This window comes from uncultured Rhodospira sp., assembly GCF_937138205.1.
Classification (GTDB): Bacteria; Pseudomonadota; Alphaproteobacteria; order Rhodospirillales; family Rhodospirillaceae; genus Rhodospira.
The window spans coordinates 53,398-72,568 of the sequence record NZ_CAKZOT010000057.1 but is presented as its reverse complement, the minus strand read 5'-3'; the positions used below and the strand labels follow the sequence as shown (position 1 = coordinate 72,568).

At 66.2% G+C, this 19,171-nt stretch carries 21 protein-coding genes; 11 read left to right on the top strand and 10 right to left on the bottom strand.

What is annotated here, in order from left to right; genetic code table 11:
• The first annotated feature begins 393 nt into the window (after positions 1–393).
• Positions 394–939 carry a hypothetical protein gene (locus tag Q0309_RS07710; protein WP_299439178.1) on the top strand — a complete coding sequence of 182 codons (546 nt, stop codon included), beginning with the start codon at positions 394–396 and terminating at the stop codon, positions 937–939.
• A 58-nt stretch (positions 940–997) separates the two neighbouring features.
• On the opposite strand, the gene draG is transcribed toward Q0309_RS07710, so the two are convergent.
• Both draG and Q0309_RS07700 read right to left on the bottom strand, forming a co-directional pair.
• Complete coding sequence (gene draG, locus Q0309_RS07705) at positions 998–1,915, bottom strand: ADP-ribosyl-[dinitrogen reductase] hydrolase (RefSeq protein WP_299439176.1); 918 nt, start codon at positions 1,913–1,915, stop codon at positions 998–1,000.
• Positions 1,912–2,739 carry an NAD(+)--dinitrogen-reductase ADP-D-ribosyltransferase gene (locus tag Q0309_RS07700; protein WP_299439174.1) on the bottom strand — a complete coding sequence of 276 codons (828 nt, stop codon included), beginning with the start codon at positions 2,737–2,739 and terminating at the stop codon, positions 1,912–1,914. Before Q0309_RS07700 ends, draG begins: the two co-directional genes overlap by 4 nt.
• A gap of 442 nt (positions 2,740–3,181) precedes the next feature.
• Here Q0309_RS07700 and nifH point away from each other — a divergent pair, with 442 nt between their 5' ends.
• The 7 genes from nifH to Q0309_RS07665 all read left to right on the top strand — a co-directional run bounded on the left by nifH (position 3,182) and on the right by Q0309_RS07665 (position 10,557).
• Positions 3,182–4,069 (top strand): nitrogenase iron protein, encoded by an 888-nt coding sequence (gene nifH / locus Q0309_RS07695; RefSeq protein ID WP_299439172.1) that lies wholly within the window; start codon positions 3,182–3,184, stop codon positions 4,067–4,069.
• A 111-nt stretch (positions 4,070–4,180) separates the two neighbouring features.
• On the top strand, positions 4,181–5,644 hold the full coding sequence (gene nifD / locus Q0309_RS07690; protein WP_299439170.1) for a nitrogenase molybdenum-iron protein alpha chain: 1,464 nt from the start codon (positions 4,181–4,183) through the stop codon (positions 5,642–5,644).
• A gap of 26 nt (positions 5,645–5,670) precedes the next feature.
• A complete protein-coding gene (gene nifK / locus Q0309_RS07685; protein WP_299439168.1) occupies positions 5,671–7,209 on the top strand; it encodes a nitrogenase molybdenum-iron protein subunit beta in 1,539 nt (512 codons plus the stop codon).
• 299 nt (positions 7,210–7,508) lie between these two features.
• The gene (locus Q0309_RS07680) at positions 7,509–7,805 is read left to right on the top strand and encodes a ferredoxin family protein (protein WP_299439166.1); all 297 of its coding nucleotides are present in this window, start codon (positions 7,509–7,511) and stop codon (positions 7,803–7,805) included.
• 378 nt (positions 7,806–8,183) lie between these two features.
• Complete coding sequence (gene nifA, locus Q0309_RS07675) at positions 8,184–10,040, top strand: nif-specific transcriptional activator NifA (RefSeq protein ID WP_299439164.1); 1,857 nt, start codon at positions 8,184–8,186, stop codon at positions 10,038–10,040.
• A 50-nt stretch (positions 10,041–10,090) separates the two neighbouring features.
• Positions 10,091–10,336 carry a hypothetical protein gene (locus Q0309_RS07670; RefSeq protein ID WP_299439162.1) on the top strand — a complete coding sequence of 82 codons (246 nt, stop codon included), beginning with the start codon at positions 10,091–10,093 and terminating at the stop codon, positions 10,334–10,336.
• Positions 10,333–10,557, top strand: coding sequence for a type II toxin-antitoxin system HicB family antitoxin (locus tag Q0309_RS07665; RefSeq protein WP_299439160.1), 225 nt, complete (start codon positions 10,333–10,335; stop codon positions 10,555–10,557). Before Q0309_RS07670 ends, Q0309_RS07665 begins: the two co-directional genes overlap by 4 nt.
• A gap of 74 nt (positions 10,558–10,631) precedes the next feature.
• On the opposite strand, the gene Q0309_RS07660 is transcribed toward Q0309_RS07665, so the two are convergent.
• From Q0309_RS07660 to Q0309_RS07645, 4 genes are all read right to left on the bottom strand, one after another.
• Entirely contained in the window at positions 10,632–10,967 is a 336-nt protein-coding gene (locus tag Q0309_RS07660) for a type II toxin-antitoxin system PemK/MazF family toxin (protein ID WP_299439243.1), read from the bottom strand.
• Positions 10,964–11,293 carry a hypothetical protein gene (locus tag Q0309_RS07655; protein ID WP_299439157.1) on the bottom strand — a complete coding sequence of 110 codons (330 nt, stop codon included), beginning with the start codon at positions 11,291–11,293 and terminating at the stop codon, positions 10,964–10,966. The genes Q0309_RS07660 and Q0309_RS07655 overlap by 4 nt, the downstream gene beginning before the upstream one ends.
• A gap of 65 nt (positions 11,294–11,358) precedes the next feature.
• Positions 11,359–12,000: a uracil-DNA glycosylase gene (locus tag Q0309_RS07650; protein WP_299439155.1), complete on the bottom strand. Its 642-nt coding sequence runs from the start codon at positions 11,998–12,000 to the stop codon at positions 11,359–11,361.
• Between the two features lie 11 nt (positions 12,001–12,011).
• Positions 12,012–12,674: an NYN domain-containing protein gene (locus tag Q0309_RS07645; RefSeq protein WP_299439153.1), complete on the bottom strand. Its 663-nt coding sequence runs from the start codon at positions 12,672–12,674 to the stop codon at positions 12,012–12,014.
• 176 nt (positions 12,675–12,850) lie between these two features.
• Here Q0309_RS07645 and folK point away from each other — a divergent pair, with 176 nt between their 5' ends.
• On the top strand, positions 12,851–13,342 hold the full coding sequence (gene folK / locus Q0309_RS07640) for a 2-amino-4-hydroxy-6-hydroxymethyldihydropteridine diphosphokinase (RefSeq protein ID WP_299439150.1): 492 nt from the start codon (positions 12,851–12,853) through the stop codon (positions 13,340–13,342).
• A gap of 8 nt (positions 13,343–13,350) precedes the next feature.
• On the opposite strand, the gene Q0309_RS07635 is transcribed toward folK, so the two are convergent.
• The 4 genes from Q0309_RS07635 to Q0309_RS07620 form a co-directional block, all read right to left on the bottom strand.
• Positions 13,351–14,004, bottom strand: a complete 654-nt coding sequence (locus Q0309_RS07635) for a DsbA family oxidoreductase (protein ID WP_299439148.1) — start codon at positions 14,002–14,004, stop codon at positions 13,351–13,353.
• Positions 14,005–14,133: 129 nt separating this feature from the next.
• Entirely contained in the window at positions 14,134–15,150 is a 1,017-nt protein-coding gene (gene hemB / locus Q0309_RS07630; RefSeq protein WP_299439146.1) for a porphobilinogen synthase, read from the bottom strand.
• Positions 15,147–16,442, bottom strand: a complete 1,296-nt coding sequence (locus Q0309_RS07625; RefSeq protein ID WP_299439144.1) for a PLP-dependent transferase — start codon at positions 16,440–16,442, stop codon at positions 15,147–15,149. Before Q0309_RS07625 ends, hemB begins: the two co-directional genes overlap by 4 nt.
• A gap of 110 nt (positions 16,443–16,552) precedes the next feature.
• Positions 16,553–17,005: a thiol-disulfide oxidoreductase DCC family protein gene (locus Q0309_RS07620; protein ID WP_299439142.1), complete on the bottom strand. Its 453-nt coding sequence runs from the start codon at positions 17,003–17,005 to the stop codon at positions 16,553–16,555.
• A gap of 565 nt (positions 17,006–17,570) precedes the next feature.
• Here Q0309_RS07620 and Q0309_RS07615 point away from each other — a divergent pair.
• Both Q0309_RS07615 and Q0309_RS07610 read left to right on the top strand, forming a co-directional pair.
• Positions 17,571–18,218, top strand: a complete 648-nt coding sequence (locus tag Q0309_RS07615) for a polysaccharide deacetylase family protein (RefSeq protein ID WP_299439140.1) — start codon at positions 17,571–17,573, stop codon at positions 18,216–18,218.
• Between the two features lie 56 nt (positions 18,219–18,274).
• Positions 18,275–19,078, top strand: coding sequence for a hypothetical protein (locus Q0309_RS07610; RefSeq protein ID WP_299439138.1), 804 nt, complete (start codon positions 18,275–18,277; stop codon positions 19,076–19,078).
• The last annotated feature ends 93 nt before the right edge of the window (positions 19,079–19,171 follow it).

Sequence of the window (19,171 nt, the reverse complement as noted above, 5' to 3'; positions counted from 1 at the left end):
GTTTCCACGGGACACGACACGGGTTCAGGAAAAGGCGAGCATTGCATGGCACGCCGGCCGGGGCGCGAACACACCCTACGGTTCATGAAGACCTGCACGGCGCCGGGATGACCTGCGGCCCAAAGCCCCCGCCCACGACACCTGTCCGGACCGGTATTTGCCGCGCCCCTGCCCTGATATCCTGGCAACGCCGCAACGTCTTCGTCGTGGTATCCTGGCGGTGTTGTCTTCACGGGACCGCAGGCTATTCGGGAGCGCGGCAAACCTCAGACGGTGTGGCTGGAGTGGACAGAGTGAGGACCCGACCCGAAGACTCAAGCGGCCCCGCCGCCGCCAGCCGAACGTCGATCCCGTGGACATCCGGTGGACACCTGTCGGACACGGGAGGGCATCATGACCCGTATGATATATGCACTCGCGGCGCTGCTGATGGTCGTGGCGGTGCCGTCTTCGGTATTGGCACAGAAAGGACTCGGCGACACGCAGGGTGTTGCGCGCCAAGGCCTTGCCCTGCCCGTCATCGACCTGTCCGGCGTCGTCGGAGAGGTCGTGACAGAACGGTGCGCCATGACCTCCGGACGGGCGGCCATCGGCGCCCACATGATCCTGCAAACAGCGGACAACACCCCCCTGAACGTGCATCTGGGACCCGTGGCCGCATTGCCGGACCTGCTCGACGCCCTGCGGCCCGGCGAGTCGGTCGCCGTCACGGCCTTCAGGACAGAGGCCATGCCGGGCGATGCCTACGTGGCCCGAACGGTCACTGTCGGGGACATGCACTTCGCGCTGCGCGATGACACCCTGCGGCCCAACTGGCAGATTGGCCCGGCGAGCCGGGGCGGCCAGGGCCGGGGCCAGGGCACGGGCATGGGCCGAGGCGACCCCGGACGAGGCGGTGCCGGAGCCGGCATGGGCGGCCGCGGACGCTGCTGGTGGTGAGTGAACCTGTCGACGGGAGGCGTGCTTTCGGCAGCTTCATGAGCCGACAGCGCGCGCCCTATTGGCCCGCCCGACGCTGCGCCAGCATCAGCAGCGCCCGCGTCTGCGCCTTGACCTCGGCCGCCACGGTCTTGTCCAGCTTGCCGGTCCAGGCCGAGGGAATGGCCGACGCGCCGTAGGTCGCCCCGGCGAGCATACCGGCGATGCCGCCGGTGGTGTCGGCGTCGCCGCCCTGGTTGACGGTCTGTGTCACGCAGGACCGGAAGCCGTCGGTCGAGAAATAGAAGTGCAGCACCGTCTGCATGGTATCGACGATGTAGGCCGAGCTGTGCCCGCGATAGGGTGTGAACTTGAACTTCGGGTGCGCCTCGATCAGGCGTGTGGCCTCGGCGCGCACGCCGCTCACGCCCTCGCCCCGCAACGCCCGGTGCACCATGCGCACCAGCGCCACGCAGGCGGCGTCCGAACGCGCCTGATTGTGCGTGATTTGCGCCTGCCCCAGGGTCCAGGCCTCGACGTCCTCCGCCGGTGCGCCAAACGACATCACCGCCAGCGGCGCCAGCCGCATCGCGGCCCCGTTGCCGCCGTCGCCCTCGTTGTAGGGACCGACCAGGGTGCCCTGGGTGATGTAGCGGCGCAAGCCGCGCCGGACCGTGTTGCCACAGTCGACGGGCTTGCTCTTCAGCCAGCCGACGAAGGACTCGGCGATCGCATGGGGATCGTAGCCGCCCGACGTGATCAGCGCCCGCCCCATGGCCAGGGCCATGCCGGTGTCGTCCGTCACCTGCCCCGGCTTCAGGTTCAGCCAGCCGCCGCCGATCATACGGCTGTGGACACCGTACTTCGCCTCGATCTCGCGCCGGGTCATGAACTCGACCGTGGCCCCCAGGGCATCCCCGACCGCCAGTCCGAGGTAGGCGCCAAGCGCCCGGTCCTCCAGCGCGGCCGAGTCTTCAAACGGATCCACGGCCCTCATAACGTCGCCATCTCCACGTCGTAGTCGCCGCCGATCACCAGGTATTCCGCCTCGCCCTTGAGCGGGTGGCGCGGCAGCAGCTTGTCAAAGAACAGAATCTTGGTCACCGGGACCTGCACGGTCAGAATCTTGTCGCCGAAGCAGTCGGCGATCTCTCGTTCGCCCGTGAACGAGGTCAGGCTGTTGAACCGGACCAGCGCCTCGCGCTTGCCGCGCCGCTCCAGGACCTGATCCTCCCCCATGGCGTTCACGCCCCGATACAATGTGATGTGCTGGCGTCCGTTAAGCACGAAGCGGGCCAGCATCCACTGGCAGAAGGTGAACACCAGATCGAGCTGGCAGTGGATCGAGTTGCCGTGGAAGCGGCTGCTCATCTTTTGCTCGACATAGCGGACCCAGGCCGGACACGGGATGTGCGTGATCGGCTCGCCGTGCCATGTGGGCAGCAGGCCGAAGCGGCTTTCCACCCAGCCCTTCAGCACCGCGCCCTCGGGCGAGGCGCTGTCGAACACCCACCCCTTCAGCAGCCGCAGATAGCTGGAGCGGAACCGGCGCGTGCCGTCGTCCGGCCGTTTGCGGCCGGGCTTGTCCAGCGGATCGCGCTGTTCCGCCTCCAGGCAGAACGTGGCCGCCATGTACGCGTGGAAGGCCGTGACGGCATCAGCCATGTCTTCCGCCTCACCCAGCATCTCGAACAAAGCCCCGCAGGTCGCCCGCACATGCGGCAGGTCCAGCGCGATGGGCCGTGCGTTGAACAGCGGACTGGCCAGGACCGCAGTGGGCAGGCCCACCATGTTGCTGCTGTGCCCCAGGGGCCGGCGCACGACCGGCTCCTCATCCACGGGCGGACGCGGCTGGTGCCGGGCTTCGCCCACCCTGGCGGATGAAGGCGCCGTGATCGCCCCGCTGCTCATGGTCCTTCCCCCTCGCAAACCCCATGCCGAGTCGGGTCTTTATCGGACAGCGGCGGGCAACCGTCAAATTTCCTGAACACGCGGCGGAACTCGCATCGGACACGAAACGACAAAAGGGCCGGGCCTGTGTCGATCCCGACATGGGGTGTGGGTGCTTTGTCGCCTTCCGAACAGGGCGGATCGGTGCCCCCGAACCCCCACGACAGGCCCGCAATGCCTTGTTTCTACGCGATTTTATTGGTCTGACGCGAGCCGCGCTCCGGGTTGGCACGGACCTTGCCCATGAGGGACCCAGGCACCGGACCGGCCGTTCCTCCCTCGGTCCCCGACCTTTGCAACTGGAGAGACACTCATGGAGAAGAAACTGCGTCAGATCGCCTTCTACGGCAAAGGCGGCATCGGCAAGTCCACCACCTCCCAGAACACCCTCGCGGCCCTGGTCGAACTCGGCCAGAAGATCCTGATCGTCGGCTGCGACCCGAAGGCTGACTCCACGCGCCTGATCCTCAACACCAAGCTGCAGGACACCGTGCTGCACCTGGCCGCAGAGGCCGGCTCGGTCGAGGACCTGGAGATCGAGGACGTGGTCAAGATCGGCTACAAGGACATCAAGTGCACGGAATCCGGCGGCCCCGAGCCCGGCGTCGGCTGCGCCGGCCGTGGCGTCATCACCGCCATCAACTTCCTTGAGGAAAACGGCGCCTACGACGACGTGGACTATGTGTCCTACGACGTGCTGGGTGACGTGGTGTGCGGCGGCTTCGCCATGCCGATCCGCGAGAACAAGGCCCAGGAAATCTACATCGTCATGTCCGGCGAGATGATGGCGCTGTACGCCGCCAACAACATCGCCAAGGGCATTCTGAAGTACGCCCACTCCGGCGGCGTGCGCCTGGGCGGCCTGATCTGTAACGAGCGCAAGACCGACAAGGAACTGGAGCTGTCCGAGGCCCTGGCCGCCAAGCTGGGCACCAAGCTGATCCACTTCGTGCCGCGCGACAACATCGTGCAGCACGCCGAGCTGCGCCGCCAGACGGTCATCCAGTACGCGCCGGACTCCAACCAGGCCAACGAATACCGCGAGCTGGCCCGGAAGATTCACGAGAACTCGGGCAAGGGTGTGATCCCCACCCCGGTCAGCATGGACGAGCTTGAGGAAATGCTCATCGAGTTCGGCATCATGAAGTCCGAGGACCAGCAGATCGCCGAACTGGAGGCCAAGGAAAAGGCCATGGCGTAACCGGGCGGCCTCCGCTCCCGCGTTCCCCCGGCGTCCCGGAGGGGTCGTCCGTTTCAGTCCGGCCCCTCCCACCGACTGTCCGTTCCCATTTCGTCTTCACTGGAGGACACCATGACCCCTCTGGACACTCCGGGCGGCTCCGTTTCCGGCGAGGATCTGATCGCCGAAGTCCTGTCCGCCTATCCCGACAAGTTCGCCAAGCGCCGTTCCAAGCACCTCGCCGTGGCCCGCACGCCCGAGGGCGAGGAGAGCCCGAGCTGCGGCGTGAAATCCAACGTCAAGTCCATCCCCGGCGTCATGACCATTCGCGGCTGCGCCTATGCCGGCTCGAAGGGCGTGGTGTGGGGTCCGATCAAGGACATGGTGCACATCTCGCACGGTCCGGTGGGCTGCGGCCATTACTCCTGGTCCCAGCGCCGCAACTACTACACCGGCACCACCGGCGTTGACCGCTTCGTCACCATGCAGATCACCTCCGACTTCCAGGAGCGGGATATCGTCTTCGGCGGTGACAAGAAGCTGGGCATCATGATCGACGAGATCGAGAGCCTGTTCCCGCTGAACAAGGGTGTCACGATCCAGTCGGAATGCCCGATCGGCCTGATCGGTGACGACATCGAGGGCGTGGCCAAGAAGAAGGCCAAGGACATCGGCAAGACCATCGTGCCGGTGCGCTGCGAGGGCTTCCGGGGCGTGTCGCAGTCGCTGGGCCACCACATCGCCAACGACACCATCCGCGATTGGGTGCTGAAGGACAACGCCAACACCGAGGGCGGCACCGACTACGACGTCAACGTCATCGGCGACTACAACATCGGTGGCGACGCCTGGGCCTCCCGCCGTCTGCTGGAGGAGATGGGCCTGCGCGTGGTGGCCGTGTGGTCGGGCGACTGCACCCTGTCGGAAATCGAACACGCGCCGAAGGCCAAGCTGAACCTGATCCACTGCTACCGGTCGATGAACTACATTTGCCGCCACATGGAAGAGACCTACGGCGTGCCCTGGATGGAGTTCAACTTCTTCGGCCCGACCCAGATCGCCAAGTCGCTGCGGGCCATCGCCGCCCAGTTCGACGAGACGATCCAGAAGAAGGCCGAGGAGGTCATCGCCAAGTACGAGCCGATGATGGACGCGGTGCTGGCCAAGTACAAGCCGCGCCTGGAAGGCAAGAAGGTGATGTTGTATGTCGGCGGCCTGCGGCCCCGGCACGTGGCCACCGCCTACGACGACCTGGGCATGGAGATCATCGCCACCGGCTATGAATTCGCCCACGGCGACGACTACAAGCGCACCAGCCCGTACGTCAAAGAGGGCACACTGATCTACGACGACGTGACCGGTTACGAGCTGGACCACTTCATCCAGAAGCTGCGCCCCGACCTGGTCGGCTCCGGCATCAAGGAAAAGTACGCCATCCAGAAGATGGGCGTGCCGTTCCGCCAGATGCACTCGTGGGACTACTCCGGCCCCTATCACGGCTATGACGGCTTCGTGGTGTTCGCCCGCGACATGGACATGGCCGTCAACAGCCCGGTCTGGGGCCTGACCAAGGCCCCCTGGAAGGCCGCTTCCTGATCCCTCTCGCGTGGAGACATCCGACAATGCCACAGAACGCTGATCGCGTGCTCGATCACGCCACGCTGTTCCGGGAGCCGGAATACGAGGCCATGTTTGAGGCCAAGCGGGACGCCTTCGAGTGCCCGCACCCGTCCGACAAGGTCCAGGAGATCGCCGACTGGACCAAGGGCTGGGACTACCGCGAAAAGAACTTCTCCCGCGAGGTCCTGACCATCAACCCGGCCAAGGCCTGCCAGCCGCTGGGCGCCGTGTTCGCCGCCGCCGGGTTCGACCAGTGCCTGTCGATGGTGCACGGCTCGCAGGGGTGCGTGGCCTACTACCGCTCGCACCTGGCGCGCCACTTCAAGGAGCCGTCGGCGGCGGTCTCCACCTCGATGACCGAGGACGCCGCCGTGTTCGGTGGCCTGCAGAACCTGGTGGACGGGCTGGCCAACGCCTCGGCGCTGTACGATCCGAAAATCATCGCCGTCTCGACCACCTGCATGGCCGAGGTCATCGGCGACGACCTCAACTCGTTCATCATCCAGGCCAAGGAAAAGAACGACTTCAGTAAGGAGTTCCCGGTTCCGTTCGCGCATACCCCGGCCTTCGTCGGCAGCCACGTCAACGGCTACGACGTCATGGTCAAGAGCATCGTCTCCTACTTCTGGGACAAGGAAGAGGGTGATCCGACTCCGGGCGAGGCCATCAACATCGTCCCCGGCTTCGACGGCTACGCGGTCGCCAACAACCGCGAGATCAAGCGCATGATGGACCTCATGGGGGTCGAGATGACGATGATCTCGGACGTCTCGGAGGTCTTCGACACGCCAACGGACGGCACCTACCGCATGTACGCCGGCGGCACGACCATCGACGAGATCAAGGCCGCCCGCAACGCCAAGGCGACCCTGTCGCTGCAGCACTGGTGCAGCGAGAAGACGCTGGAGATGGTCAAGGAGGACACCGGCCAGACGACCCAGTCCTTCCACTATCCGATGGGTGTGACGGCGACCGACGCCTTCCTGATGGCGGTCTCGGAGATCACCGGCAAGCCCATCCCGGAAAGCCTGGAGGTGGAGCGGGGCCGCCTGGTCGACGCCATGACCGACAGCCAGGCCTGGCTGCATGGCCGGAAGATGGCGGTGTTCGGTGATCCGGACTTCGTCTACGGCATGACCGCGTTCCTGTTGGACCTGGGTGTCGAGCCGGTGCATTGCCTCGCCACCAACGGCAACCCGGCGTGGGAAGAGAAGATGAAGGCCCTGCTGGCGGACTCGCCGTTCGGCAAGGACGCCCAGGTGTGGTCGCGCAAGGACCTGTGGCACCTGCGGTCCCTGCTGGCCACCGAGCCGGCCGAGTTCGTCATCGGCAGCTCGCACGGCAAGTTCCTGCAACAGGACCTCGGCATTCCGCTGATCCGCCTGACGTTCCCGATCTTCGATCGGCACCACCACCACCGCTTCCCGACCATGGGCTACCAGGGGGGCCTGCGGGTCCTGGTCACCCTGCTCGACGCGGTGCTGGACAAGGTCGACCGGGATACGGAACAGCCCGGCATCAGCTATGACCTGACCCGCTGACGGCGGCGCGGGTGCGAGCGCGGGCGGCGAGCGTCGCCCGCATCTCGCACCTGCGAACAAAAGAATTGAGTTCAATCCGCATCTGGCGTACACAGAAGGGTAACATCCGACCGCGCCAACACGTCCCGATCCGGTTTCGATCCAACCGGTGCTGATAACGCTTCCCTCTGGCGGGATTTTTAATTACAAAGTTGGCGCCCGGAGAGACACAATGGGTCCAGATTGATTGGGTGCCCGACAGATTGGGTCCCCCAGGCATCAGACCGGCCGGTCCTCGGCCCAATCCAAGGAGTTTCGTGATGTTGGAAAGCCAATCGGTCAAGGTTGAGGACAAGCTCTTCCAGAACCGCTACAAGGTGGACGAGGGCAACCCGCACGTCTGCATCGCACCGCACACCGTTCCGTCGGACGTGCTAAAAACCCTGGTGAAGGTCTGCCCGGCCGGCTGCTATCAGATGGCCGACGACGGCACCGTCGAGGTGATGCCCGACGGCTGCATGGAATGCGGCACCTGCCGCGTGTTGACCGCCGGCTCCGGCGAACTGGACTGGAACTACCCGCGCGGCGGCTACGGCATCCAGTTCAAGTTCGGCTGATCCGAACACACCTGACGATCTCTCTGTCGTGTGACGTTGAACGGGGGCGCCTTGGCGGGCGCCCCCGTTTGCGTGTGTCTGTCGCGTTTGCCGGCCGCGGCTGTCTGCCGACCTCGGATCCACGCCGGGCCTCGTGGAGTCGCGTCCGAACCATATCCGGACGAACCGCCCAACGCCGTCGCCGACATCAAAAGGCGTAGAAGGCGGACCCTGGACGCGCTACCGTAGGTCTGGGATCGTGCCCATGCCTCCGCGCCCCTGGAAAATGTGCCTATGACTTAGGCAACATTGCGTGACGGCCCCAACAGTGATTGCTATTAAGGCAGAAACGTCGCATCATGGTGCGATGCACACATTGCCAGCTCCGGAGCATCGCCCATGGATGCGCACCCCCCGCGCGAGCTATCCTCTTCTCCAGGCCCTTCGGGCGAGAACACCCCGACGTCGAGCGCCATGCCGCTGCTGACGTTGTACGAGATCAGCAAGATCCTCTCCGCGTCCCTGAACCTGGACGCGACGTTGCGGGACGTGCTGAACGTGCTGTCGTCCTACCTGGACATGCGGCGCGGCACCATCGCCCTGGCCCCCGAGCCGGCGACCGATGGCGTTGGCGAGGCCGCCCCGCTGGCGATCGTGGGCACGGTCGGCCAGTCGCTGGAGATCGCGCGCGGCGGACAGGGCGCCTACCCCCTGGAGGCCGCCGCCCAGGTGTACCGCTCGAACCTGCCGCTGCTGGTCGGCCGTCTGAGCGACGATGAGCGCTTCGCCGCCTACGCCGAACATTCCGGCTGCCTGGAGACCGACCGCGTGTCGTTCCTGTGTGTCCCCATCCGCGCCGGCGACACCGCCCTTGGCACGCTGTCGGTGGAACGGGAATGGGACGGCCCGCCGGCGCGCTCGTTCGACGAGGACCTGCGATTCCTGGCCATGGTCGGCAACCTGATCGGACAGACGGTGCGCCTGCATCGTCTGGTAGCCGCCGATCGCCGGACGCTCCTGGCCGACGCCGCGCGGCTGGAAAAACGGGTCCGTGCCGATCCGAACGCCACGGCCGGCGCGACCGGCCCCGGCGGTCGCACGCCCCGGTTCAAGGAGATCATCGGCCGTGGCCCGGCCATGCGCGCCGTGCTCGATCAGGTGCGCCATGTGGCGCGGACGCGCGCGCCCGTGATGCTGCGCGGTGAGAGTGGCACCGGCAAGGAGATGGTCGCCCGCGCCATCCATCAGGTCAGCCCTCGGTCCGACAAGCCGTTCGTCTGCGTCAACTGCGCCGCGTTGCCAGACACGCTGCTGGAGTCGGAACTGTTCGGCCACGACAAGGGCGCCTTCACCGGCGCCAACGCCGAGCGCAAGGGCCGATTCGAAATGGCCGACGGCGGCACCCTGTTCCTGGACGAGATCGGCGAGATTTCCGCCGCCTTCCAGGCCAAGCTGCTGCGCGTGCTACAGGAAGGCCAGTTCGAGCGCCTGGGCTCGTCGAAAACCCGCAAGGTCGACGTGCGCCTGATCGCCGCCACCAACCGCAACCTCGAAGAGGCCGTGGCGCGGGGCGAGTTCCGCGCCGACCTGTACTACCGCATCAACGTCGTGACCCTGGTGTTGCCGCCGTTGCGCGACCGCCCGGAGGACATCGAGCCCCTGGCCCGCCACTTCCTCGACCGCTTCAACGAAGAGAACGGCGATAACCTGGGACTGGCCCCGGAAGCCCTGGACCTGCTGCGCGGCTGCGCCTTCCCCGGCAACGTGCGCGAACTGGAGAACTGCATCACTCGTGTCGCCACCATGGTGCGCGGCGATGTCATCGGCGCCCAGGACTTCGCCTGCCGCGAGGCGGGGTGCCTGTCCTCGGCCTTGTGGCGCGAGGTGCAGGGTCCCACGCAGGCCGTCGGCGGGCTGGCCTCGCCGGCGCCGGGAGGGCCGTGCCCGTCCGGCACGGCGGGCGGCACCGGAGCCGGGTGCGCCTCGTGCACCAGCCCCGGCCCGCCCGCTTCGCCAGCGCCGGCTCCCGCGCCGCCCCCGGCCCCGGACCCGGCCGCCGAGACGGGAGCGGACGAAGCCAGCGACGGCGATGATGCTGGTGGCGGCTCCGGCCGCCTGCCCGATCGCGAACGCCTGGTCGCGGCCATGGAAAAGACCGGCTGGGTGCAGGCCAAGGCCGCCCGCCTGCTCGGCCTGACCCCGCGCCAGGTGGGCTATGCCCTGCGCCGACACGGGATCCCCATCAAGCGGTTGTAGGGAGTCGCCTGAGCGTCGACGCCGACCCGATTCCTGAAGATTGCGATGCCATGAACAAGCACTTCCGAAAAATGAAAGACCAGCCCAGTGCCGACTGGACGATTGCGGATGTTCAAGCTGTTTGCAGGGCGTATGATATTGAGGTGGTGCCGCCCCGGGGCGGAGGATCCCATTTCAAGATCCGCCACCCCTCGCAGGCCCATATTCTGACGATTCCGGCCCGACGCCCCATCAAGGCCGTCTACATCCGAAGGCTTGTGTCTTTCATTGAATGCGTGGAGGCCCACCCGTCATGACACCTGTGGAATACGCGATCACGATCACGCCGCTGTCTGACGCCGATGGAGGGGGCTACCTCGCCGAGGTGCCCGATCTTCCAGGTTGCATGTCGGACGGCGAAACGCCGCAGGAGGCGGCCGTCAATATCCAGGATGCCATCGCGGACTGGATCGACGCCGCGAAGGACATGGGTCGCCCGATTCCCATGCCCGGCACGGCCCAAAAGCAGGCGTCCTGACGCCGCGCCAGGTGGGTTACGCCCTGCGCCGGCACGGTATCCCCATCAAGCGGTTGTAGGGGGCGGCCGCCTCATCACGACCCGCTGTCGCGCAACCCAAAAAACCGATAGAGGGCTTCGCTGACCGCCGCCATGTCGTCGACGCCAAGATGTCCGAACACGGCTCCAACTTTCGCCCGTGGTAGGGCAACACACCGGTCGATCATCACCTGCGACCGCTTCCGCAGGCCATTTTCGGGTGTTGGCTCGACGGTGATCCTGAACAGCGGCCAATCATTCAACTCGCTGGTGAGGCGCAACACCGTGACGGCGCTAAGGTCGGAGAACGTATCATCCTGGATCACCAGGGCGGGACGGGGCTTGCCGTAATCCCCGCCAACCGCGATGGTCACCAGGTCTCCACGCCTCATGCCGTCCACTCGGCGGCGAAGTCGTCCTCATCGAGCAGAACTTCCAGGTCCTTGAGAGACCGGGCCTCGTCGCTGTCCGGGTCCTCGGCGTGTGCCGCCGCTTCGCGCGACTGCCGCTGGGCCTCCGCCTCGAACATGGACCGGTTCTTACGCGCGACATAGGCTCGCATGAAGTCGCGTAGCACCTGGGCCGCCGGCTTGTCCTCGGCCTCCGTCGCCTGTGTAAAGGCCGCTTTCAACGCCCGGTCGACCCGGAAGTTGAAGGTTGCCGCCTTTGGATGCTGACTGACGCGCGGCATGGCCGTTCCCCATTCTCTGTCATGCATGTATAATGTCGTTACAAATGGACGAACGCGCAAGCCTGCACCGACAGGGAAGACTCACCCCCGGTTCATTCGTCCAACACCGCCACACACGCATCCACCACCGCCCGGAACATGTCGGGGGTCAAGCGGCCAGTGTTCTGGTTGTAGCGGGAGCAGTGGTAGCTGTCGAACAGCCGTCGCCCGTTCGGCAGGGCATGGGCCGCGCCGTGGGCGAACGAGTGGGCGCTGAGCCGCAGGCCCAACGCGCGAATCACGGCGTCGTGGGCAATCTTGCCCAGCGCCAGAATCACGCGCAGATGCGCCAGGCTGGCGATTTCGGCCGCGAGAAACGTACGGCAGGTGTTGATTTCGCCGGTCGTCGGCTTGTTCTCCGGCGGGACACAGCGCACCGCGTTGGTGATGCGGCAGCCCGACAGCGTCAGCCCATCGCCGGCACGGGCCGCGTAGACCCCTTCGGCCAGGCCGCGCTCCAGCAGCGTCGCATACAGAAGGTCGCCCGCGAAGTCCCCGGTGAAGGGTCGCCCGGTCCGGTTGGCGCCGCGCAACCCCGGCGCCAGACCGACCACCAGCAGGCGCGCGTCCGGCGGCCCGAACGAGGGCACCGGGGCGTTGAACCAGTCGGGATACGCCGCCGCGTTTGCGGCGCGGAAGGCCGCCAGGCGCGGACACAGCGCGCAGTCCGGCTCTGGCGCCGTCCCCTGCCCCACGGCTCCACCCCTCACCGAGGTGTCGTGTCCACGTCCTGGCTGCTGAGGATCTGCGATGGCTCGCGAGGTTCGGCGCGCTCGCGGGGTTCCCGTGTTTCGCCGCGCGGCTCGCGCGGTTCACGGGGTTCACGCGGCTCTCGCTGCACCTGGCTGCGGCAGATGCTGGGCTCCAGGTCCTGCAATTCCTGGAAGTTGTCGGCCTGCCGGCGCAGTTCGTCGGCGACCATCGGCGGCTGCGAGCGCACCGTGCTGACCACGGTCACGCGCAGGCCCTTGCGCTGCACCGCCTCGACCAGGCGGCGGAAGTCGCCATCGCCCGAGAACAGCACGATGTGGTCCAGGTGCGGGGCCATTTCCATGACATCGATGGCCAGCTCGATGTCCATGTTGCCCTTGATCTTGCGCCGCCCCATGGCGTCGGTGAATTCCTTGGTCGGCTTGGTGACCATGGTGTATCCGTTATAGTCCAGCCAGTCGACCAACGGGCGGATGGGCGAATACTCCTGGTCCTCGACCAGCGCCGTGTAGTAGAAGGCCCGGATCAGCCGGCCCTTGGCGGCGAACAGGTCAAGCAGGCGTTTGTAGTCGATGTCGAAACCCAGGGAGCGGGCGGCGGCATACAGATTCGACCCGTCGATGAACAGGCCGATCCGTTCCTGAGGATAGAAAATCATACAGTCGGATCCCTAATGCACGATTCTGCGACAATGGTCTTGCCGACAATTCTCGCCAAATATCGTTTTGAAATGGGCCGGTCGCGAAATTGCACCAGCTATACCCTATGTAAATTAGGGAGTCCGCCCCTCCGGTTCAAGAGCTTTTGGCGACCCGAGACACGGACCACAACCCCATGATTCTGGTCGCCCTGGGATCCAACCTGCCCGGCCCCGCCGGCTCGCCGCGCCAGACGGTGGAACGCGCCCTGGCCGCGTTTCCGGACGCCGGGATCCGCGTGCTGGCGTGCTCGCCCTGGTACCGCAGCGCCCCCGTGCCGCCATCGGATCAACCGTGGTTCGTCAATGGCGTGGCGCGCGTCGCCTTCGCAGAGGGAGACGCGGCGATGCTGCTGGCGCGCCTGCACGCCATCGAAGCAGCCTTCGGCCGGCGGCGCGACGGCACGCGCAATGCCGCACGGCCGCTGGACCTCGACCTGCTGGACATGGACGGCATGGTGCGCGAGGCGGCGCCGATCCTGCCGCACCCGCGCATGACCGAGCGCGCGTTCGTGCTGGTGCCGCTGGCCGACGTGGCCCCCGACTGGCGCCACCCGGTGAACGGGCTCGGCGTCGCCGCCTTGATCCAGGCCCTGGGCGCGACCGAGAGGCTGGACCGCTGCCCGTAGCCCGCGCCTCAGCTCACCGTCACCGGGTCGCGCACCTGGGTTTCCAGTGCCAAGTCGATCAGGCGCAACAGGACATCCGGTTCCTGCGCGCCGGCGATGGCATAGCTGTCGTTGAAGACGAAGCTCGGCACGCCGCTGATGCCCATGGCATGGGCGCGCGCGTTGGCCGAGCGGATCTCGGCGATGGCGGCGGGGCGCTCGAACGCGGCCTCCACCAGGGCCGGGCTCAGGCCGACCGCCTCACCGATCCGCAGCAGCACGGACCGGTCGCCGATATCCTGCCCCTCCTGAAAGAAAGCGCGGAACACGGCGTCGAGCGCCGGTTCGATCAGGCCTTCCTCCTGTGCCACCCGCAGCAGGCGGTGGCTGTCGACGGAGTTCGGCATTCGCTTGATCGCCTCGAAGTGGAACGTCACCCCGGCCCCCCGGGCCGCCATGGTGACGGCCTCCAGCACCCGGCGGGCGCGATGCCCGCCGCCGAACTTGCGCTCCAGGTAGAGCGAGCGTTCGATGCCGCCCGGCGGCATGTCCGGATTGAGCAGGAAGGGGTGATAGCGCAGGTCCACGGGCACGCCCGGGCGCATCGCCAGGGCGTGGGTCAGACGCCGGCTGCCGACGAAGCACCACGGACAAACCGTGTCAAAGACGATGTCGATGCGCATGACCGAAGGCCCGGCGTAAACAGTTGGGACTCCGCCGAAGCGCCGCCTGCCGGACGGCGCATCCGGTCTGCCGACCCTACGGGTTTCCGGCTGGATTGAACAGGGGCGCGATCACACCAAGGGCCCGGCTCAACAGCCTTTCAAGAGGCGCGCGGCCTCGAGCGCGGCATAGGTGAACACGGCGTTGGCCCCGGCCCGCTTGAACGCCATCAGGCTTTCCAGAACGGCGGTGTCGTTGTCCAGCCAGCCGTTGGCGGCGGCTGCCTTGATCATCGCGTACTCGCCGCTGACCTGATAGACCAGCGTCGGCACGGCGAAGGTCTCGCGCACGCGCTGGACGATGTCCAGGTAGGGCATCCCCGGCTTGACCATGACCGAATCGGCGCCTTCGTCGAGGTCCATGGCCACCTCGCGCAACGCCTCGTCGGTGTTGCGCGCATCCATCTGATACGTCTTCTTGTCGCCCTTGAGCGCCCCACCGGAGCCGACCGCGTCGCGGAACGGACCGTAGTAGGCCGACGCGTACTTGGCGGCGTAACTCATGATCTGAACGTGCGTGAAGCCGGCTTGGTCGAGCGCGTCGCGGATGGCGCCGATGCGCCCGTCCATCATGTCGGATGGCGCGATCACGTCGGCCCCGGCGGCGGCCTGGACCACCGACTGCTTGATCAGCATCTCGACGGTCTCATCGTTGAGAATGACACCGTCGCGCACGATGCCGTCGTGGCCGTCGCTGTTGTACGGGTCCAGCGCCACGTCGCAGAACAGACCGACATCGGGATGCGCCGCCTTCAGCGCCCGGGTGGCCCGGCACATCAGGTTGTCCGCGTTGGCGGCCTCGCGCCCGTCCGACGTCTTGAGCGACGGGTCCACCTTGGGGAACAGCGCCAACGCCTTGATGCCAAGATTGGACGCCTCGCCGACGGCGTCCACCAGCAGGTCGATGCTCAAGCGTTCGACGCCGGGCATCGACGTCACCGACTCACGCTGGCCCTCGCCCTCGATGACGAAAACGGGCCAGACGAGATCCGACACGCTGAGATGGGTTTCCGCGACCAGATTGCGCGACCAGGCGGCGCCGCGCAGGCGCCGCGGCCGGGTCCTCGGGAAATGTCCGAGGCCATTGACGACGGTCAGTCCGCTCACACTTTCTCCAATGCCTGGCTCAAGTCCGCGATGATGTCGTCGGGATGCTCGATCCCGATCGACAGACGGACATAGCCCGGTGACACGCCGGATGCAAGTTGGTCCTCCGGCGCCAATTGCGAGTGCGTCGTGGTCGCGGGGTGGATCGCCAGACTACGCGCGTCGCCGATATTGGCGACGTGATAGAACAACTCCAGCGCCTCGATGAAGCGCCGGCCGGCCTCGGTGCCGCCGTCCAGCTCGAACCCGATCAGAGCGCCGTAACCGCCCCCGGTGAAGGCCGAGTCGGCGCGCCGGCGCATCTCGCCGTCCTGGAGGCTGGGGTGAATGACCTTCGTCACCTTCGGATGGTCGCGCAGGAACCGTGCCGTCAGGATGGCGTTCTCGCAGTGCTGGCGCATCCGCAGGGGCAGGGTCTCGATCCCCTGAATCACCTGGAAGGCGTTGAACGGGCTCATCGCCGCGCCGATGTCGCGCAACAGGATCACGCGCATCCGGATGATGAAGGCAATCGGGCCGAGCGGCTTGACCGCCTCGGTCCACACCGCGCCGTGATAGCTCTGGTCGGGCGTGTTCAGGGTCGGGAAGCGGTCGCCCCAGGCCTCCCAGTCGAAGTTGCCGCCGTCGACGACGATGCCGCCGATACTGGTGCCGTGGCCGCCCATGTACTTGGTCGCCGAGTACATGACCACGGCCGCGCCCATCTGCAGCGGCTTGCAGATCACCGGCGCCGAGGTGTTGTCGACCACCAGCGGAATGCCCAGCTCGCGGCCGATGGCCGCCACCTCGGCGATGGGGAAGACGTTCAGCTTCGGGTTCGGCAGCGTCTCGGCATAGAACAGGCGGGTGCGTTCGTCCACCGCCCGGCGGAACGCCTCCGGATCGGTCGGATCGACGAAGCGCGCCTCGATGCCCATCTGCCGCAGCGTGTTGGCGAACAGGTTCCACGTCCCGCCGTACAGGTCCGTCGACGTGACGAAGTTGTCCCCCGCCTCGCACAGGTTCAGGACGCAATAGGTGCTGGCCGCCTGCCCCGACGCCAGCGCCAGCGCCGCCACGCCGCCCTCCATGGCCGCCACGCGCTGTTCGAACGCGTCGCAGGTGGGGTTCATGATGCGGCTGTAGATGTTTCCCAGCTCTTTGAGCGCGAACAGATTGGCGGCGTGTTCGGTGCTCTCGAACTGATAGGACGTGGTCTGGTGGATCGGCACCGCCACGCTGTGGGTGCCGGGCGCGGTGCGGAATCCGGCGTGGACGGCGAGGGTCTCGGGGTGTTTGGACTGGATGGGCACGAGTGGTCTCCGTTGCGGAACGTCAGGAACAAAACCGGCACGGCCGGCCTCGTTTCGGTGCGGCTACAATCCACCCAAAAAAACGGGAATTGTCAAATTGTACGATTGAATCAAGTGGATTGCGCCTGCCGACGGCGCCGACGCCAGCGATTCCAGCGGTACAGGACAGGCGCCAGGACGCCCTCGTAGACCCCGACGGCGACAAAGCGCATCCCCGGCCACGAGACCACCCGCGCCAGCCACTGATATTGCGGCAGACGGCGCCAGACCTGGATGAAGGCGTCGACGCCGGCGTGCAGCCGGCCCGCCTCGTCAATCGCGTACAGCCGCTTCGTCGCCGAGTCCGGATCAATGCCGTGCGCCGCCAACGGGCCGACATCCTGGCTCACGTCCTGCCAGCCCAGGCCGAGGCCCCGGCGGGCATCGATGTCCTGATAGTGCTCGACCTCGGTCCGGCACACCGGACAGGCACCATTATAGTACGTCGTCAGCGTCGCGCCCGGTCCGGGGGCGGCGTCCTCCTGGTCGCGGGACGTCTCGGTCGTCGTCGTCTTCGTCGTCATGCGCGGCATATGGGAACGGCCCGGGCCGGCCGGAAGGGGCGTCCGGGCGGACCACAGACCCGACGTCGCACGGCGGGGCGCATCGGATCGGGGCTCCCTTGGACGGAGTCATGGTCACCTCCAGGTCCCCGCCGCCAAAGCCGATCCGGACAGCTCGGACATCCTACGGCCCGACGGGCAACGCCTCACCGTGACCCTTCGGTGTGTCTCATGACAATCAAACACCATAGCGCTTGCCTCGCGACCCCGTCCGAGGTATCCTTGATGGTGTGATGGTTCATACTTGGAAAGTTCTCGCGCCGACGGCTCAAAAGGTAAAGGGCGAGTGGTAGACGCAGTGAGGAGAGTTGGCTCTTAGACGCACGCCAAAAGGTTTCAGACTTGGCCGAAGATAAACCGAAAACAGCAACGATTTACCTGACTTTCGACGACGGACCGTTGGCGGGCACGGATGACGTGAAAGGCTTATTCACTTGGCTCCGGTAGAGGCGCGATCTGGTACGATGAAACACCTGTCCAGCAACCCATGTTGGGGTTACCGGAGCCAAGTGAATAAGCCGGTGACGTGATTGCCGTCTTGAACGCCGAACAGGTCAAGGGCACCTTGTTCATGGTCGGGGAGCATGTCTCGTCGGACTGGCGGCGTGGCGTTCTCCAAGACGCTCACAGCAGTGGCTTCGTTCAGGTTGCCAATCACAGCTATACACACGCAGGTGGCAACCACACCGGATACTACAAGGATGCGGAGGCCGTCCTTAAAGGGTTCAAAAAGGCCACCAAAACGCTTGGGATAACCGGCACCCCCATTGATGCGCGGCTGCCCGGGCGCAATACTTGGCGCGCTGGCACCATCGTCCGCACCGATCCGACCAACGGTTCGGACAGCGGCGCCGCAGCGAACCGTCTGGCGCAGAATGGCTATCGTATCTTTGGCTGGGATGTTGAGTGGCGCCGCACGGGGGCCTCGGCCGCCGAGGGCGCCGGCCATCCCGATCAGCGCGCCAGTGATCTGGTTCGCCAAATTGCGTCGAGCCTGGGCCGAGCCGGCGGGACCCAGAAGCCCGACAAATGCATTGTTCTGATGCATGATACGATGTTTCGGGCGTCAAAGAGCGAAATGGAAGGCATCACGGACCGGCAGCAGTTGCTCCAGTTTGTTCAAGCTCTGAAGCGGAACAAGTACAAGTTCGATTTTATGTCCAACTACCTATGAACGGACCAATGAAACGGCTCTCGGCGGCCACACGACGCATCCTGGCAGCCACGGCCTTGCTGACGGCGGGCCTTGTCCTGGTACCCGGGGCCGCCGCGCGCGAGGCTCCGTGCCACCCTTTGCCTGAGACCTTCGATTACGCCAGCTACGACGGTGAGATCCACCTGGATCTGAACGAGATGGTGTCGCTGCCGCCACAGACGGTGGTCCTGGCCGGGGCCTTCCGCGATCCCGGCAACACGGTGCATCCGGTGCTGCTGACGTCGGCTGACGGCGGCCAAACCTGGTCGACCATTCCGCTACGGTTTCACGGCGCAGACCTGGGACACCTCGTGGCGGATGGCGGGACCTCGGTTTGGGGGATCGTCAGCCTGGGGCAAGAAGGCGCTGAAGAGCCCCTTTACGTGCTGCGCAGCCGCGACGCAGCGCGCACGTGGTGCGCTATCCCCCTCGAAGACCTCGACACGCTGAGCGGCGTCGCCCTTTTCCGCATGTTCGATCACCGCCATGGTCTGATCGTGTTCTCAGAAGTCCCGTTCGGCGGCGGACACCAAGCCTATCACACCCGAGATGGCGCCGAAACCTGGGTGCCACTTTGGCGGGCGGACGGGCCGCCACCGGACGACGTCGACGCCGCCGCTGACTACCCCGAACGGGCACCACCCGACCCACCCCATGCCACGCTATGGCGGCGCGAGGCGGACCTGTTCGCCGCGCGCGCCGTCATCCGCCTTCGGCATGACGAGGCGGGCTATGCGGTGGAACGCTACGATATCCTCGGCGACAGGACCTGGCGGTTGGTTTCGCGGATTCCACAGGCCTATCGCGTGGTTGACGGCGCGTTGGCGCCGAACCGATAGCGTTCGCTTGTCGCCATCCGGTGCATACAAGAGCGATTAGGCTTGGCCGGACGCGGCGTGGCAGGCGTCGCGCCACGTGATCGCGTGCAGGAG

Bases quoted from the DNA above. Each gene is read 5' to 3' on its own strand.
- Q0309_RS07665 (WP_299439160.1), top strand. From the start codon at position 10,333: ATGACACCTGTGGAATACGCGATCACGATCACGCCGCTGTCTGACGCC.
- Q0309_RS07670 (WP_299439162.1), top strand. From the start codon at position 10,091: ATGAACAAGCACTTCCGAAAAATGAAAGACCAGCCCAGTGCCGACTGG.
- draG (WP_299439176.1), bottom strand. From the start codon at position 1,915: ATGAGGGCCGTGGATCCGTTTGAAGACTCGGCCGCGCTGGAGGACCGG.
- nifD (WP_299439170.1), top strand. From the start codon at position 4,181: ATGACCCCTCTGGACACTCCGGGCGGCTCCGTTTCCGGCGAGGATCTG.
- Q0309_RS07645 (WP_299439153.1), bottom strand. From the start codon at position 12,674: ATGATTTTCTATCCTCAGGAACGGATCGGCCTGTTCATCGACGGGTCG.
- Q0309_RS07660 (WP_299439243.1), bottom strand. From the start codon at position 10,967: ATGAGGCGTGGAGACCTGGTGACCATCGCGGTTGGCGGGGATTACGGC.
- Q0309_RS07710 (WP_299439178.1), top strand. From the start codon at position 394: ATGACCCGTATGATATATGCACTCGCGGCGCTGCTGATGGTCGTGGCG.
- nifK (WP_299439168.1), top strand. From the start codon at position 5,671: ATGCCACAGAACGCTGATCGCGTGCTCGATCACGCCACGCTGTTCCGG.
- Q0309_RS07680 (WP_299439166.1), top strand. From the start codon at position 7,509: ATGTTGGAAAGCCAATCGGTCAAGGTTGAGGACAAGCTCTTCCAGAAC.
- Q0309_RS07635 (WP_299439148.1), bottom strand. From the start codon at position 14,004: ATGCGCATCGACATCGTCTTTGACACGGTTTGTCCGTGGTGCTTCGTC.
- nifH (WP_299439172.1), top strand. From the start codon at position 3,182: ATGGAGAAGAAACTGCGTCAGATCGCCTTCTACGGCAAAGGCGGCATC.
- Q0309_RS07620 (WP_299439142.1), bottom strand. From the start codon at position 17,005: ATGACGACGAAGACGACGACGACCGAGACGTCCCGCGACCAGGAGGAC.
- folK (WP_299439150.1), top strand. From the start codon at position 12,851: ATGATTCTGGTCGCCCTGGGATCCAACCTGCCCGGCCCCGCCGGCTCG.
- nifA (WP_299439164.1), top strand. From the start codon at position 8,184: ATGGATGCGCACCCCCCGCGCGAGCTATCCTCTTCTCCAGGCCCTTCG.
- Q0309_RS07655 (WP_299439157.1), bottom strand. From the start codon at position 11,293: ATGCATGACAGAGAATGGGGAACGGCCATGCCGCGCGTCAGTCAGCAT.